This window comes from Sinorhizobium meliloti, from assembly GCF_017876815.1.
Taxonomy (GTDB): domain Bacteria; phylum Pseudomonadota; class Alphaproteobacteria; order Rhizobiales; family Rhizobiaceae; genus Sinorhizobium; species Sinorhizobium meliloti.
The window spans coordinates 162316-178144 of record NZ_JAGIOS010000001.1 but is presented as its reverse complement, the minus strand read 5'-3'; the positions used below and the strand labels follow the sequence as shown (position 1 = coordinate 178144).

15 protein-coding genes are annotated in these 15829 nt (G+C 63.6%); 13 read left to right on the top strand and 2 right to left on the bottom strand.

Going from position 1 to position 15829, the window contains the following annotated elements:
- Positions 1 to 85 precede the first annotated feature (85 nt).
- Positions 86 to 553, top strand: a complete 468-nt coding sequence (locus JOH52_RS00850; RefSeq protein ID WP_003527370.1) for a YcgN family cysteine cluster protein — start codon at positions 86 to 88, stop codon at positions 551 to 553.
- Positions 554 to 614: 61 nt separating this feature from the next.
- Here JOH52_RS00850 and JOH52_RS00845 read toward each other — a convergent pair whose 3' ends face one another.
- Both JOH52_RS00845 and JOH52_RS00840 read right to left on the bottom strand, forming a co-directional pair.
- A complete protein-coding gene (locus JOH52_RS00845) occupies positions 615 to 950 on the bottom strand; it encodes an MmcQ/YjbR family DNA-binding protein (RefSeq protein WP_003527369.1) in 336 nt (111 codons plus the stop codon).
- Positions 951 to 1017: 67 nt separating this feature from the next.
- Positions 1018 to 1158, bottom strand: a complete 141-nt coding sequence (locus JOH52_RS00840; RefSeq protein ID WP_003527368.1) for a hypothetical protein — start codon at positions 1156 to 1158, stop codon at positions 1018 to 1020.
- A gap of 344 nt (positions 1159 to 1502) precedes the next feature.
- Between JOH52_RS00840 and feuN the strand changes: the two genes are divergently transcribed.
- The 12 genes from feuN to JOH52_RS00780 all read left to right on the top strand — a co-directional run bounded on the left by feuN (position 1503) and on the right by JOH52_RS00780 (position 15826).
- A complete protein-coding gene (feuN, locus tag JOH52_RS00835; protein ID WP_003527365.1) occupies positions 1503 to 1754 on the top strand; it encodes a two-component system FeuPQ modulator FeuN in 252 nt (83 codons plus the stop codon).
- A gap of 40 nt (positions 1755 to 1794) precedes the next feature.
- The gene (gene feuP, locus JOH52_RS00830) at positions 1795 to 2466 is read left to right on the top strand and encodes a two-component system response regulator FeuP (protein WP_003527364.1); all 672 of its coding nucleotides are present in this window, start codon (positions 1795 to 1797) and stop codon (positions 2464 to 2466) included.
- Positions 2456 to 3841, top strand: a complete 1386-nt coding sequence (gene feuQ, locus JOH52_RS00825; RefSeq protein ID WP_003527362.1) for a two-component system sensor histidine kinase FeuQ — start codon at positions 2456 to 2458, stop codon at positions 3839 to 3841. Before feuP ends, feuQ begins: the two co-directional genes overlap by 11 nt.
- 175 nt (positions 3842 to 4016) lie before the next feature.
- Positions 4017 to 4463: a hypothetical protein gene (locus JOH52_RS00820; protein ID WP_003527360.1), complete on the top strand. Its 447-nt coding sequence runs from the start codon at positions 4017 to 4019 to the stop codon at positions 4461 to 4463.
- A 174-nt stretch (positions 4464 to 4637) separates the two neighbouring features.
- Entirely contained in the window at positions 4638 to 5783 is a 1146-nt protein-coding gene (gene ccmI, locus JOH52_RS00815) for a c-type cytochrome biogenesis protein CcmI (RefSeq protein WP_010968988.1), read from the top strand.
- Positions 5780 to 6232 carry a cytochrome c maturation protein CcmE gene (ccmE, locus tag JOH52_RS00810; RefSeq protein ID WP_003527358.1) on the top strand — a complete coding sequence of 151 codons (453 nt, stop codon included), beginning with the start codon at positions 5780 to 5782 and terminating at the stop codon, positions 6230 to 6232. The genes ccmI and ccmE overlap by 4 nt, the downstream gene beginning before the upstream one ends.
- Positions 6229 to 8259, top strand: coding sequence for a heme lyase CcmF/NrfE family subunit (locus tag JOH52_RS00805; protein WP_010968989.1), 2031 nt, complete (start codon positions 6229 to 6231; stop codon positions 8257 to 8259). The genes ccmE and JOH52_RS00805 overlap by 4 nt, the downstream gene beginning before the upstream one ends.
- Positions 8260 to 8319: 60 nt before the next feature.
- Positions 8320 to 8775 (top strand): cytochrome c-type biogenesis protein, encoded by a 456-nt coding sequence (locus JOH52_RS00800; protein WP_010968990.1) that lies wholly within the window; start codon positions 8320 to 8322, stop codon positions 8773 to 8775.
- A 260-nt stretch (positions 8776 to 9035) separates the two neighbouring features.
- The gene (locus tag JOH52_RS00795; protein WP_013844141.1) at positions 9036 to 10589 is read left to right on the top strand and encodes a Do family serine endopeptidase; all 1554 of its coding nucleotides are present in this window, start codon (positions 9036 to 9038) and stop codon (positions 10587 to 10589) included.
- Positions 10590 to 10735: 146 nt separating this feature from the next.
- On the top strand, positions 10736 to 11437 hold the full coding sequence (locus JOH52_RS00790) for a response regulator transcription factor (protein WP_003527354.1): 702 nt from the start codon (positions 10736 to 10738) through the stop codon (positions 11435 to 11437).
- Positions 11434 to 12831: a sensor histidine kinase gene (locus JOH52_RS00785; RefSeq protein WP_010968992.1), complete on the top strand. Its 1398-nt coding sequence runs from the start codon at positions 11434 to 11436 to the stop codon at positions 12829 to 12831. Before JOH52_RS00790 ends, JOH52_RS00785 begins: the two co-directional genes overlap by 4 nt.
- 34 nt (positions 12832 to 12865) lie before the next feature.
- Positions 12866 to 15826: a bifunctional [glutamine synthetase] adenylyltransferase/[glutamine synthetase]-adenylyl-L-tyrosine phosphorylase gene (locus JOH52_RS00780; RefSeq protein ID WP_026029880.1), complete on the top strand. Its 2961-nt coding sequence runs from the start codon at positions 12866 to 12868 to the stop codon at positions 15824 to 15826.
- The last annotated feature ends 3 nt before the right edge of the window (positions 15827 to 15829 follow it).

The following is a 15829-nucleotide window of genomic DNA, read 5'->3' as shown; positions in this document are numbered from 1 at the left end:
TGCATATCGCGCAACCCGCCTTAAAAAACCGGCAATTTTCTGCGAAGTTTCCATGTTGGCTCGGATTTTATGAAAGTGTGACTTTATGGGCGAAATGCCTTTCTGGAAGACGAAAGGTCTCGAGGAGATGACCGGGGCGGAGTGGGAGAGCCTCTGCGATGGTTGCGGGCTCTGTTGTCTCAACAAGCTCGAGGATTGGGACAGTTCCGAGATCGCCTGGACTTCGATCCGCTGCACGCTGCTGGATGGAGAAAGCTGTCGTTGCAAGGACTATGACAATCGCCAGGCAACGGTGCCGGACTGCATTCAGTTGACGCCGAAGGCAGTGCGCGAGATCAGCTGGCTGCCGCCGACCTGCGGTTACCGTCTGGTCGCCGAGGGCAGGGATCTCTACTGGTGGCACCCGCTCGTCTCCGGCGATCCGGAGACCGTGCATGCGGCCGGCATATCCGTGCGCGGACGCACCGTCGCCGAGGACGGCATCGATATCGAAGATTATGAAGATTATCTCGTGACCTGGCCGCTAGAGGTCGGCAGGGAGCCGGCCGATTAGGGCACGGCGCAGAGTGCTGCAGCGACTTTGCGTATCCATGAAATGCGCGGCACCGTCGCCGTCAGTGACGGCCGTTCTTGGCGACGAGGCTTCTCGGCGCGACATTGCGCCATGCGGTTTCCATGGACTGGCGAACGAGTTCGTCGTCGGCACCGACGAAATAGAATGATGTCCAGCCGCGTGCGCCCCAGCCGCCGGGAACGGCGGCGCAGACGCCGGGCTCCATTTCCAGAAGCATTCGCTGCTGGTCGGGCGTGAACTTGAAAACGGCGCGACCGGCTTCCGGCAGGGTCATGAAAATCCGCTTGCCCACACGGAAATCCCGTGCACCGAAATGGGCATTTTCCTGGGTTCCCGGAAGGCTCAGGGCCAGCTTTTCGATTTCTTCGGTCAGCATGCCAGGAGAGTAGCACGGAATTGCCGATTGGCAAAAATCCCACGCTCCGAGGCCGCGTCAGCGCATCTCACTCCGCGGGAGGAACGGTCTTCTGTGCAGCCTCGCCGACCGTGCGCATTTCGCGCCACTCGTTCTCGAACCGCTCGAGCAGCGATTGCGGAATTCTGGATTGCGGTGATACCGGCGGCTTGTTGGCGAGTGTCTTCATCCGGCTCTCCTTTGGGCGAGAATGTTGGACTGGGCGGACGATTCCACAGGATAAAGACTTTGTAAATCAGCGGTTTAAAGCATTTAAACGATTAAAAAAAATTTAAATCGATTAATTTTCCAGCCGATCCACAGAAAGATGCCGGTGTCATCATCGATGCCCGCACCGAGCTGCCCGAAAGACCGGTTCGCCCGACCTCTGCAATCTGTGGTCGTTTTCCTCGGCCAGAGGTCAAGCAACCGCCGGACGCGGGTGCGCGTATCCTCAAGGCCGACATTCATTTGCCATTCAGCCTGTATCGGTTAATGATTCCGGCATAGTGCTTCCCAGTCGAAAGTGCGTTCATGTCTTCAGCATTGACCATAGCCGCGCTCGCCGCAGGCCTCGCAGGCTTTTCTCCGCCTGCCGTCAACATGCCTGCGGTTGTCGTCCGCGTGGCTGGCGATTGCAGCGCGGCCGCCGCGCAGGTGGTCGCCCAGACGGGTGGCGAGCTGCTTTCTGCCCAGCCGACCGGCGATGGGCAGTGCGTGGTGACGGTGCTCATCCCGGGCAATGGAGGGCGCCCCAAGAAAGTCACGGTGAAAGTGCCTATGTAAGCTCTTTCGGGGTACCCGAAGGCAAGGGAAGTGGACGAGAATGCGCATTCTGATCGTCGAGGACGATACCAATCTGAACAGGCAGCTGGCTGACGCTCTGAAGGAGGCCGGTTATGTCGTCGACCAGGCTTATGACGGCGAAGAGGGCCACTATCTAGGCGATGCGGAGCCCTATGATGCGGTAATTCTCGATATAGGTCTTCCGGAGATGGACGGCATCACCGTTCTCGAGAAATGGCGCGCAGACGGCAAGACCATGCCGGTGCTGATCCTGACGGCCCGCGATCGATGGAGCGACAAGGTCGCAGGCATCGATGCCGGCGCCGACGATTATGTGGCGAAGCCTTTCCACGTCGAGGAGGTGCTGGCCCGCATCCGTGCGTTGATCCGGCGGGCCGCCGGGCACGCAAGCTCCGAGATCGTCTGCGGCCCCGTCCGTCTCGACACCAAGGGCTCCAAGGCGACCGTCGCTGGCGTCGCGCTGAAGCTCACATCGCACGAGTTCCGTCTGCTTTCCTACCTCATGCACCATATGGGACAGGTGGTTTCCCGCACCGAGTTGGTCGAACACATGTATGATCAGGACTTCGATCGCGATTCCAACACGATCGAGGTTTTCATCGGCCGGCTCCGTAAGAAGATCGGCAACGATCTGATCGAAACGGTGCGCGGCCTCGGATATCGCATGCAAGCACCCGGCAATGGCCATTAGATCGCTCACGGCGCGCGTTCTGTCGGTTTCGACCGTCTGGGCCGTCGTTGCCCTCGTGGTTATCGGGGTTGTCATCTCAGCCCTTTACCGGCAGGGGTCCGAGCGCGGCTTTCAGGATCTGCTGCGCGCGCAGCTCTACAACGTCATCAACTCCATCTCCGTCGACGAGAAGGCCGCGCTCTCCGGGAGCCCGCAGCTCGGCGACCTGCGCTTTTCCCAGCCTCAGACGGGCTGGTACTGGATCGTCGAGCCGATCGGCGAATTCGACACGCCGCCGCTGATATCGACGTCGCTCGGCACGGCGAAACTGCCGATCGTCAGCGTCGACGAGGTCCCCTTCGACATCCGCTACGAGCGGTTCTACACCACCACGGATCCGTTCGGAAACGAGGTCGAGGTGGCAGAGACCGAGGTCGTTCTCGACATTCAGGGCCACGCCGCCCGCTTCCGCGTCGCCGGCAACCGCGATGTGCTCGAGGCGGATATCGACCGCTTCACGCGCAACCTCACGATCGCCCTGTCCATTTTCGGCCTTGGCGGCCTTGGCGTGAACGCGCTCACGATCCTGTTCGGCCTGAAGCCGCTCGACCAGGTACGCCGCTCGCTTGAAAAGATCCGCACGGGGGAGAGCGAGCGGCTGGATGGCGCTTTCCCGCGGGAGATCCAGCCGCTTGCCAACGAGGTGAACGCGCTGATCGACAGCAATCGGCGCATCGTCGAACGCGCGCGCATGCAGGTCGGCAATCTGGCCCATTCGCTCAAGACGCCGATCGCCGTGCTGCTCAACGAGGCGAGAGTGCTGGAGGTGCCGCACGGCGAGCTGGTCAGGGCCCAGGCGGACGCCATGCAGACACAGGTGCAATCCTATCTCAGCCGCGCCAGGATCGCCGCCCAGCGCGGGTCGGTTCTGGCGCGGACCGAAGCCCAGCCGGCACTGGAAAGAATCATGCGGGTGATGCGGCGCCTCAATCCCGACAAGCAATTCAGCCTCTCGATCAATCCGCCCGGACTGGTGCTGGCGATGGAACAGCAGGACGTCGAGGAAACGGTCGGCAACTTGCTGGAAAACGCCGCCCGTTACGCGCATGATCGGATCTCGCTGAATGTCGAGCCGGCCCCTGAAGATGCGCGCGAAAGGGAGCCGGGCCGCCAGTGGATCGTGCTCCAGATCGACGACGACGGACCGGGGCTCGACCCCGATCAGATCGCGGTGGCGATGAAGCGCGGCAAGCGGCTCGACGAGAGCAAGCCCGGAACCGGGCTCGGTCTTTCGATCGTAAGCGAGATCGTGGGTGAATATCAGGGAAGTGTGGAGCTCAGCCGTCGCGATGTTGGAGGATTGCGGGCCACGCTCGTACTGCCGGCCGCAGTCTAAGCGCCAACCGGATAGGACCGATGCGGGACGATCGTGATCCGGCGGTCACACCCGGACCTGAAAATGCCGGCGCTGACGGCAGGCGGTTGCCTCGACCCTCAGGTGGTGCAAAAAGAACTCGACTGGCGACCGACAAGAGGAATGAGTAGCGCGTATCATGAGGAATTACGCAGAAATGACGCGAGCCTTCGCTTCACGCGGTAGGATCGCGGTGGTGGCTTCGGGTGTAGCCCTCGCCGGCTGTGGCACGACCTCGTCCGGCCAAGGCGGGGCGGTTGCCGGACTCGGAGCAGCTTCCACCCGCGTTGCATCGTCCGCGACCTATATCGAAGCCCTGCAGGGTGGCGTCGTTTCGCGCCTTGGCGGCGTCGATCTCGGCAAGTCGGACCGGCAGCGGGCGCTCGAGGCCGAGTATCGCGCCCTCGAGGCCGCGCCGGGCGGGCAGCCCGTCGCCTGGCAAGGGCGGGGCGTCAGCGGCTCCGTCGTCGCTGCCGCACCCTATCAGGTCGGGTCGCAGAATTGCCGTCAATACAGCCATACGGTTACCGTCAAAAGCCAACAGACCACGGCACGCGGCGCGGCCTGCCGCAACAGCGATGGAAGCTGGACGCCGCTCACCTGAGCGGCACCGCCCTCGCATATCGCGAACCGTGTAAGGTGTTGAATCGCGGCCGGTTTGCTTTGGGCGAGCGGATTCCTCGCGCGCGGCGGCACTTCTTGCGGCGAAACGCCTCAAATATACGTCATTGCCGGTTTTCGAGTTGGAATGACATGGCCCTCATAGTATTCCCCAAACATGTTGTTCTGGATCCTCGTCGCCATTCTGACGGCGGCTGTCGCAGCCGTGCTTCTTCTGCCGCTCATGCGGGCGGCAGAGCCGTTACCGTCTCGCCATAGTCACGACATCGAAGTCTATCGCGATCAGCTCGGTGAGCTGGCGCGGGACCGGGAGGCCGGTCTGATCGGAAGCGAGGAAGCCGAGCTGGCCAGGGCCGAGATCGCCCGCCGCATGCTTTCAGCCAGTGCCGCGGATCAGGCTGTGGCGGAGCGCACGCCGAAGCGGCTTCTATCCAACCGCCTGGCGCAGGCTTTCATTTTCCTCTGTCTTCCGGCTGTCGGCCTTTGTCTCTATTTGACGACCGGGAGCCCCGGCGTGCCGGCGCAGCCGCTCGCGGCCCGCCTTGCCGACCCCGGCGACGACGTCAACATCCTGATCGCGAAGGCCGAAAACCACCTGGCCCTCAATCCTCAAGACGGCGCCGGTTGGGATCTGCTCGCGCCGATCTACATGCGCCATGGCCGCCTGGACGATGCCGTCGCCGCCTACGACCGCGCGATCCGCCTGCTCGGGCCAACCCCGGCAAGAATGGGCGGCTACGCCGAGGCTCTGGTGGCGCAGGCCGGCGGTCTGGTTACAGCCGAGGCGCAGAACGCTCTGCAAAAGGCGCTGGCCCTCGACCCCGACGATCCACGCTCCGCATTCTACCTCGCGCTCGGCCTAAAGCAGGAGGGCAAGCACGCAGAGGCGCTCGCAGCATTCCGCAAGCTTGCAGAGAGCTCACCGGCCGATGCGCCCTGGCTGTCTCTGGTGAACCAGCATATCGCGGAGCTCGCCGCCGCCCCGGCCGGCCCAGGCCCTGCCGCGCCCGGAGATCCAGCTCCCGGCGATATTGCCGCCGCAAAGGAAATGAATGCCGGCGACCGGCAGGCGATGATCCGCGGCATGGTCGACAGCCTGGCAAGCCGCCTGAAGGAGGACCCGGCCAACCTGGAGGGCTGGATGCGCCTGGTCCGTTCCTATGTGGTGCTGGACCAAAGAGACAGGGCGAAAGATGCGTTGCATGACGGACTGAGGGCCTTCCCGGCAACGGGCGAGCAGGGGAAGCAGTTGCTGGCCTTGGCCCGGGAACTGGGGATCGACGCCGGCGGAGAGGCTGAATGACACGCAAGCAGAAAAGGTTGGCGATAATCGGCGGCGGCGTGGCATTTCTGACGGCCGCGGTGCTGCTCGTCATGTTCGCCTTCAGCCAGGCGGTCGCCTATTTCTATGTTCCGGGCGATCTTGCGAAGGCCGACGTCGCGCCGGGGACGCGTATCCGCCTCGGCGGACTTGTCGAGGCGGGCTCCGTCAAGCGCGGCGAGGGCAGGACCATCACCTTCACGGTGACGGATACGCTTGCGACCGTTCCGGTGACCTATACCGGCATCCTGCCCGACCTCTTCCGAGAGGGCCAGGGCGTGGTGGCCGAGGGTGCCTTCGTCGGCGGCAGCCCGGTTTTCGTTGCGGACACCGTCCTCGCAAAGCATGATGAGACATACATGCCGAAGGATGTCGCCGACCGCCTCAAAGCGCAGGGCGTCACGCTCGGCGGGGAGGAAAACATCCGATGATCATCGAACTCGGGCACTATGCACTGGTTTTGGCGCTCGCGACCGCGATCATCCAGGGCGTCCTGCCCGTCCTGGGGGTGCGGCGCGGCGACCCTTCCTTGATGGGACTGGCAGCAAACGCGGCGCTCGTCTGCTTCCTGCTCGTCGCTTTCTCCTTCGCCGTGCTGACATTCGCCTATGTGACATCGGATTTCTCGGTCAAGAACGTCTGGGAGAACTCGCATTCCCTCAAACCGCTGATCTACAAGATCACCGGGGTCTGGGGAAACCATGAAGGCTCGATGCTTCTCTGGCTGCTCATTCTTGTCTTCTTTTCCGCGATGGTGGCGCTCTTCGGCCGCAACCTGCCGGAGACGTTGAAGGCGAACGTCCTTGCGGTGCAGGCCTGGATCGCGACCGCCTTCGCGTTCTTCGTCCTGCTGACCTCCAATCCCTTCGCGCGGCTCGTGCCGGCACCGGGCGAGGGCAGGGACCTCAACCCCGTGCTGCAGGATATCGGGCTCGCGATCCACCCGCCCTTGCTCTATCTCGGCTATGTCGGCTTTTCCGTATGCTTCTCCTTCGCGGTCGCCGCGCTCATCGAGGGGCGGATCGATGCGGCCTGGGCGCGTTGGGTGCGGCCGTGGACACTTGCCGCCTGGACTTTTCTTACCGCCGGCATCGCCATGGGCTCCTATTGGGCCTATTACGAGCTGGGCTGGGGCGGCTGGTGGTTCTGGGACCCGGTCGAAAACGCCTCCTTCATGCCTTGGCTCGCCGGAACGGCACTTCTGCACTCGGCCCTGGTCATGGAAAAGCGCGAAGCGCTAAAGATATGGACCGTGCTGCTGGCGATCATGACCTTCTCGCTGTCGCTGCTCGGCACGTTCCTGGTGCGCTCCGGCGTGCTGACATCCGTCCATGCCTTCGCCACCGACCCGACCCGCGGCGTCTTCATTCTCGCCATCCTGGTCGTCTTCATCGGCGGTGCGTTCTCGCTCTTTGCCTTCCGTGCCTCCCATCTCAAGGCCGGGGGAATATTCGCACCGGTTTCGCGTGAGGGTGCGCTCGTCGTGAACAACCTGATCCTGACGACGGCCACGGCGACGGTGCTGACCGGCACGCTGTATCCGCTGGTACTCGAAGCGCTGACCGGCGACAAAATTTCGGTCGGCGCGCCGTTCTTCAACATGACGTTCGGCCTGCTGATGCTGCCGCTCATCGCCGTCGTTCCCTTCGGCCCGCTGCTTGCCTGGAAGCGCGGCGACCTTGCCGGTGCGGCGCAGCGTCTGTTTGCGGCTGCCGCGCTCGGCCTGCTCGCCGCGGCGATCTGTTATTACGCGGTAAACGGTGGCCCGGTCCTGGCTCCTTTCGGCCTCGGCCTCGGCGTCTACCTGATTCTGGGAGCGCTCACCGATCTGGTTCTGCGCTCCGGGCTCGGCAAGGTGGCGGCGGGCGTCGCCTGGAGACGGCTTTCGGGCCTGCCGCGTTCGGCTTTCGGCACGGCGCTCGCCCATATCGGGCTCGGAATCACCCTGATCGGGATCGTCACGGTCACGGCTTTCGAAACGGAAACGGTCGTCGAGATGAAACCGGGGGCGGTGGTCGATGTCGGGCGTTACAGCCTGCGTTTCGACGGCATGCGTGAAGGGCGCGGGCCGAACTATACCGAGGATGCCGGCCATTTCACCGTCAGTCGAGGCGGCGTCGAGGTTACCGAGATCTGGTCGTCGAAACGGCTCTATTCGGCGCGGCGCATGCCGACGACCGAGGCCGGAATCCGGACCTTCGGCCTGAGCCAGCTCTATGTATCCTTGGGCGACGACATGGCGGACGGCGGCATCGTCGTCCGCATCTGGTGGAAACCGCTGATCCTATGCATCTGGGGCGGCGCGCTCGTGATGATGGCCGGCGGCGTCGTTTCGCTCAGCGACCGGCGCCTTCGCGTCGGCGCGCCGGCGCGTGCCAGAAAGGCCCTCGCCCTGGATCACGATGATTTCAGGTCGGATCGACCAAAAATCATCAACGTGATCGATTCTAAAGGTTAGAGCGGGATGCGGGCGGAAAACCGTGCACACTTTTCCTTATCCCGCTCTGGGAGCTGCCAAATGATCCGGCTGCTGATCGCCCTCTTCCTTTTGCTGGCGTCCGTTGCCCCGGGCTTCGCCGTCAATCCTGACGAGGTGCTTGCGGATCCGGCGCTCGAAGCGCGTGCCCGGGCGATCTCCGCCCAGCTCCGCTGCATGGTCTGCCAGAACCAGTCGATCGACGATTCGAACGCTGAACTCGCCAAGGATCTGCGGCTGCTCGTACGCGAGCGCCTGAAGAACGGCGATTCCGACGAAGCCGTGATTTCCTACGTCGTCTCACGCTACGGCGAATTCGTGCTCCTGAACCCTCGCCTCGAGGCCAAGACGCTCGTGCTGTGGGGCATGCCTGCCATTCTGCTCGTGGCCGGCATCATCACCCTCGTCGTGGCCGCAAGACGCCGCGGCGCAAGAGTTCCGGGCGCACCGCTTTCCGACGAGGAAAAGGAAAGGCTGGACAGGCTCCTGCGGCCCTGATCTCAAGCAGGAGGCGCCGGCGCGATTTGGGCGCATCCGTCCGCGCCTTGCAGCTCCACCGCAACATTACCAAAAATTCATCTGCCGGACAGAACTCAGTAAGGTCCCGTCCGTTACATCTGACGGCACAGGCTGTTTCCTCCAGTCACAGCCAGACGAGCGGGTTTCCGACGGTGAGGCCGTTGGATCCGACTCGGGGAAAAGGTTTCGAAGCAGCCTGCCTTGCAGGCGGGCTTCATGAAAGAGAGAAGGCAAAACGAATGTCTACGATCAAAGCTCCACGTCCCTCCTTGAAGACTGTGCTGAAGACCACGACGGTAGCCGGTCTCGCAGCCGTGCTGCTGACGACCGGCCTGCCGGCCGAAGTCGCGCAGTCCTTCGCCGAAGCCGTGAGGGTGCAGGCCCCGGCTGTGCCGAGTTTCGCCAATGTGGTCGACGCCGTTTCGCCGGCGGTCGTCTCCGTCCGCGTGCAGGCACGTGAACGCGTCAGCGACGATGAAAGCAACTTCACCTTCGATTTCGGCGGCCGCGGGTTCGAGGACCTGCCGGAAGACCATCCGCTGCGGCGTTTCTTCCGCGAATTCGCTCCGCGTGAAAATGACCGTGCCGATCGTTGGCGCGACCGCCGCGGTCCGCGTGGCGAAGGTCGTCTCCGTCCGCGGGCGCAAGGCTCCGGCTTCTTCATCACCGAAGACGGTTACCTCGTCACCAACAACCACGTCGTCTCCGACGGCTCGGCCTTCACCGTTATCATGAACGACGGAACCGAGCTCGACGCCAAGCTCGTCGGCAAGGACAGCCGGACCGACCTTGCCGTGCTCAAGGTCGATGACAAGCGCAAGTTCACCTATGTCAGCTTCGCGGACGACGAGAAGGTGCGCGTCGGCGACTGGGTGGTCGCTGTCGGCAATCCCTTCGGCCTCGGCGGCACGGTCACTGCCGGCATCATCTCCGCTCGGGGCCGCGATATCGGCTCCGGTCCCTATGACGATTATCTGCAGGTCGACGCAGCGGTGAACCGCGGCAATTCCGGTGGTCCGACCTTCAATCTTTCCGGCGAGGTGGTCGGTATCAACACGGCCATCTTTTCGCCCTCCGGCGGCAATGTCGGTATCGCCTTTGCAATCCCCGCCTCGGTCGCGAAGGATGTCGTGGACTCCCTCATCAAGGACGGCACGGTGTCGCGCGGCTGGCTTGGTGTCCAGATCCAGCCGGTGACGAAGGATATCGCCGAGTCGCTCGGCCTTTCCGAAGCGAACGGCGCCCTCGTCGTCGAGCCTCAGGCGGGCTCGCCGGGTGAAAAGGCCGGGATCAAGAACGGCGACGTCGTGACGGCACTCAACGGCGAGCCGGTCAAGGATCCGCGGGACCTCGCACGTCGCGTTGCGGCCCTGCGCCCCGGCTCCACTGCAGAGGTTACCCTGTGGCGCAGCGGCAAATCCGAAACGGTCAACCTCGAGATCGGCACGCTGCCGAGCGATGCCAAGGAACCCGCACCGGCGACCGGTGAAGCGCAGCCCGACGAAGGGCAGGCAGGCGAGGAGGCGCTGGCCGACCTCGGCCTGACGGTGACCCCGTCGGAGGACGGCAAGGGCGTCACGATCGCCTCCGTCGATCCGGATTCGGACGCCGGCGATCGCGGCCTGAAGGAAGGCGAGAAGATCGTCTCCGTCAACAATCAGGAAGTGAAATCGGCAGACGACGTTCTCAAGGTGATCAACAACGCCAAGAAGGACGGGCGCAGCAAGGCTCTGTTCCAGATCGAAGCACAGGAAGGCAGCCGCTTCGTCGCACTGCCCATCACTCAGGGCTGAGATGCCACGGACGGACTGAGTGCCGTTCCATGAGGGGGCGCCGCGACATAAAGCCATGTCGCGGCGCTTTCCTGTTTCTGGCCGGGTCGCGTGCCCGGTACGCACAGCGAACCGAATCCGGTTGAGACGAACAGAGGTCCGGGACTATGGTCACCCGCATGAAAATTCTGATTGTTGAAGACGATCTCGAGGCAGCCGCCTATCTTGCCAAGGCCTTCCGCGAGGCAGGCATTGTCTGCGACCACGCGAGTGACGGCGAGAGCGGTTTATTCATGGCGAGCGAGAACGCCTATGACGTGCTTGTCGTCGACCGCATGCTTCCCCGCCGCGACGGCCTGTCGCTGATTACGGAACTGAGGCGCAAGGACATCCACACGCCGGTGCTCATTCTCTCGGCACTCGGCCAGGTGGACGACCGCGTCACCGGCCTGCGCGCCGGCGGTGACGATTACCTGCCGAAGCCCTACGCCTTCAGCGAGCTTCTCGCCCGCGTCGAGGTACTCGGCCGGCGTAAGGGCGCACCCGAGCAGGACATGGTCTATCGCGTCGGCGATCTCGAACTCGATCGTTTGTCCCATTCCGTCCGGCGGCAGGGCAAGGAGATCCCCTTGCAGCCGCGCGAATTCCGGCTGCTCGAATATCTCATGAAGAATGCCGGACAGGTGGTGACGAGAACCATGTTGCTCGAAAACGTGTGGGACTATCATTTCGATCCCCAGACCAATGTGATCGACGTGCATGTCTCGCGCTTGCGTTCGAAGATCGAGAAGGATTTCGATCCGCCGTTGCTGAGGACGATCCGTGGCGCCGGATACATGATCAAGGACGACCGGACCACGGACGCATGAGCAGGATCAGCGTGCTGTTCAGGACGACTGCAGTCCGGCTCTCTGCGCTCTATCTGGTCCTGTTCTCCCTTTGCGCCGCCTTCCTCGTCTTCTACGTGACCGGCATGTCGGAGCGTCTCCTGCAGCAGCAGACGCGCGACTCGATCGCCGCCGAGGTAACCCAGATTGCGGATGTCTACGACCGCGCCGGGATCAACGGGCTGCTTCGCTCGCTGGAGCGTCGGGCGCGTCAGCCGGGTGCAAATCTCTATGTCATTGCGGGGCCGAACGGAGAAATCCTCGCCGGCAATGTGGCTGCGCTCCAACCTGGGCTCCTCGACGACGAGGGCTGGAAGTCGGAGCCGTTCCGCTACCGGCGCTTCACCGACGAGAGCCGTGCCGAAAGGCACGTCGCCCTTGCCCAGGTCCTGGTGCTCGACAACGGGCTGAGGATACTGGTCGGCCGCGACCTGCAGGAACCCGAGAAGTTCCGCGTGCTTGTCCGTCAGGCACTGATGGTCGCGCTCGGCATCATGGGGCTCGGGGCGCTGGTCATCTGGTTCGGCATCGGCCGCAATGCCCTGCGCCGCATCGACCGCATGTCGGAGGCGAGCACGAAGATCATGGCCGGGGACCTCTCGCAACGCTTGCCCACGAGCGGTTCCGGCGACGAGTTCGACCGTCTCTCGGAATCCCTGAACGCGATGCTCGAGCGCATCGAGAAGCTGAACGAAGGACTGAAACAGGTCTCGGACAACATAGCGCACGACCTCAAGACACCGCTGACGCGCTTGCGCAACAAGGCAGAGGCGGCGCTCGCCGATACCGAGGGGAGCAACCAGAGCGGCGCGCTCGAACAGATCATCGCCGAGTCCGATCAGTTGATTCGTACGTTCAACGCCCTTCTGATGATTTCCCGCGTCGAAGCCGGCTCCGCCGTCGCCGAGATGAGCGAAGTCGACCTGGCGCGGATCGTGGCGGATTGCGTCGAGCTCTACGAGCCGCTGGCGGAAGACAAGGAAATGCGCATCGAAGCGGAGGCGGCGCCGGGGGTGGCGATCTCCGGCAACCGCGAACTGATCAGCCAGGCGCTGGGCAACCTGATCGACAATGCGATCAAATATGCGGAAGGTGCCGAAAATCCGCTGATACGGGTTGAAATGATGAGGAGCGATCGTCACGTCGTGTTGACCGTTGCCGACCACGGGCCCGGCATTCCGGAGAATATGCGCGGAGAGGTCGTCAAGCGTTTCGTTCGCCTCGACGAAAGCCGGTCGAAGCCGGGGACGGGCCTCGGCCTCTCGCTCGTCGACGCCGTCATGGAGATGCACCGCGGCTCGCTGGAACTGTCGGCGACGGAGGAGGACGGTCGGGGCCTGGCTGTTCGCATGGTTTTCCCGGCGGTTGCGACCTGATAAACCCATGACGGGAACCGAAGGGGGGATGTGCATGGCGGAAGCGATCGAGCGGTCTTTGTCCGATATCGATGTGGTGGCGATTCGCCCGGCGAGCCAGGCGGACGCCAAGGCCGCCCTTTCGGTTCTCAAGGATGCGGCGAAAGGCAGCGACCACATTGCGAAGCTCATTGCCTCGGACGCGCCGCTCAAGGATTTTCTCGTTGCAGCCTTCGCGCTCTCGCCATTCTTGCGGGATACGGCGCGTAGCCACCCGGCGATCCTCGAAGCATTGCTGTCCGAGACGCTGCCGGCGTTTTTGAAGCGCAGGATCGAGGCCGCAAGGGTGGCCTGGCGGGGCGATGCAGCCGGGGCGGCGCTGCCGGATGCGGAGATCATGACGCGATTGAGGCGGGCGAAGCGCGAGGTCGCCTTCGCTGTCGCGCTTGCGGACCTGTCGCGGCTTTTCGGCGGCCGTGAGACGACGGGGTGGCTCAGCGATTTTGCAGAGGCGGCCGTTTCGGCGGCGATCGATCATCTGCTGCTCGGCGCGCATGAAAGCGGCAAGTTCGTGTTGAAGGACAGTTCCGCGCCGTCCACCGCCTCCGGCGTCGTCGTGCTTGGAATGGGCAAGCTTGGTGCCGGCGAGCTCAACTATTCTTCCGATATCGATCTTGTCGTCTTCTACGATCCGCAGTCGAGCATCATCACCAATCGCGACGATGCTCCGGAAACCTTCGCCCGGCTGTTGCGGCGCTTGATTCGCATCCTGCAGGAGAGAACCGGCGACGGCTATGTCTTCCGCACGGATCTGCGGCTTAGGCCAGACCCGGGCTCGACGCCACTTGCCATCCCGGTCGAGGCGGCAATGCTCTATTACGAGAGCAGGGGACAGAACTGGGAACGGGCCGCCTTCATCAAGGCGCGGCCGATCGCGGGCGATCTGGAGGCGGGCGAACGCTTCCTCAAGGAACTGACGCCCTTCGTCTTCCGCAAGTACCTCGACTATGCGGCAATTGCCGACATTCACTCGATCAAGCGGCAGATCCATGCCCACAAGGGGCACGGAGAAATCGCCGTGAAGGGACACAACATCAAGCTCGGGCGCGGCGGCATTCGGGAGATCGAGTTCTTCGTCCAGACGCAGCAGCTGATCGCAGGCGGCCGCACGCCCGCGCTGCGGCTGCGTCAAACGGAAACGATGCTGCGGATGCTCGCCGAGAGCGGCTGGATCGACGGGGCGACGGCCGAGGAACTTATCGAGGCCTATTGGTTCCTGCGCGACGTCGAGCACCGCATCCAGATGGTGCATGACGAGCAGACCCACCTTCTTCCGGAGACCGAGCCGGAACTCAGGCGGATCGCCTATATGCTCGGCTTCGAGGATACGGCTTCCTTCTCGAATGCGCTGTCGCGCGTGCTGCGCACGGTCGAGCGGCGCTATGCGCAGCTTTTCGAGCAGGAGGCGAAGCTATCCACCGAGACCGGAAACCTGGTCTTCACCGGTCAGCAGGACGATCCGGATACGCTCGAAACGTTGAAGAAGCTCGGTTTCCAACGGCCATCCGACATAGCGAACATCATCCGCACCTGGCACTACGGGCGCTATCGGGCAACGCAGTCGGTCGAGGCGCGCGAGCGGCTGACGGAACTGACGCCGGAGCTCCTGCGCGTCTTCGGCGAAAGCAGGCGGGCCGACGAAGCGTTTCTGCGTTTCGACCACTTCCTCTCCGGTCTGCCGGCGGGGATCCAGCTCTTCTCGCTGCTCGGCAACAATCCCGGCCTCCTGTCGCTGATCGTCAATATCATGTCGTCGGCACCGCGCCTGGCGGACATCATTGCCGCCAAACCGCATGTCTTCGACGGCATGCTGGAGCCGGGGCTGCTTGCGGAGCTGCCGACCAGGGATTATCTGGCGCCGCGCATCGCGACTTTCGTCGGCGGAGGCCGGCACTACGAGGAGGTGCTGGACCGCTTGCGCATCATCGCCGCCGAGCAGCGCTTCCTGATCGGCATCCGGCTGCTCACGGGCGCGATCACCGGCCTTCAGGCGGGACGCGCTCTCACCGACCTTGCCGATCTGATCATTGCCGCCGCGCTCGATGCGGTCCTGGAGGAGGTCCGGTCGGCGCATGGACGTTTCCCCGGGGGGCGGGTCGCAATCGTCGGAATGGGCAAGCTTGGCAGCCACGAATTGACCGCCGGCTCCGATATCGACCTCATCCTGCTCTACGACTACGACGACGAAGTGCTCGAGTCCGACGGCGCCAAGCCGCTCGATCCAGTACGCTATTTTACGCGGGTCACGCAGCGGCTGATCGCCGCGCTGTCGGCGCCGACCGCCGAGGGCATCCTCTACGACGTGGACATGCGGCTGCGACCCTCCGGCAACAAGGGGCCGGTTGCCACCCGCATAACCGCCTTCGCCAAGTACCAGCGAACGGAAGCCTGGACCTGGGAGCATCTGGCGCTGACGCGGGCGCGCCGCATCTGCGGCGATGAGAGCCTCGTCGGCGAAGCGGAGGCGATCTTTGCCGAGATTCTCACTGAAAAGCGCGACATCGCGAAGATCCGCAAGGACGTCGAGGAGATGCGCGGCCTGATCGACAAGGAGAAACCGCCGAAGGACATATGGGATTTCAAACTCATTCCCGGCGGGTTGGTCGATATCGAGTTCATCGCCCAGTACCTCGCCCTGGTCGCACCGGCGAGGGGAGTAACGTCCCCTCCTGCCGGTACGCATACGCTCGAGGCGCTGAAGGCGCTCGGTGCCGGGATGATGAATGCGAACGATCTCGATACGGCCGCCGAAGCGCTCGTGCTCTTCACCGAGCTGTCGCAGCTCGTGCGCCTTTGCATCGATGGCGACTTCGACCCCAAGGAAGCGCCGGCCGGTCTTGTGGATCTCGTCTGCCGTGCCGGAGACTATCCGGATCTGACGCATCTCGAAGCCGACATTCGCCGTCTCTCGAAGGCCGTGCGCCGGATCTTCCAGGGGGTTGTTGCTGCAGCGTAAGCG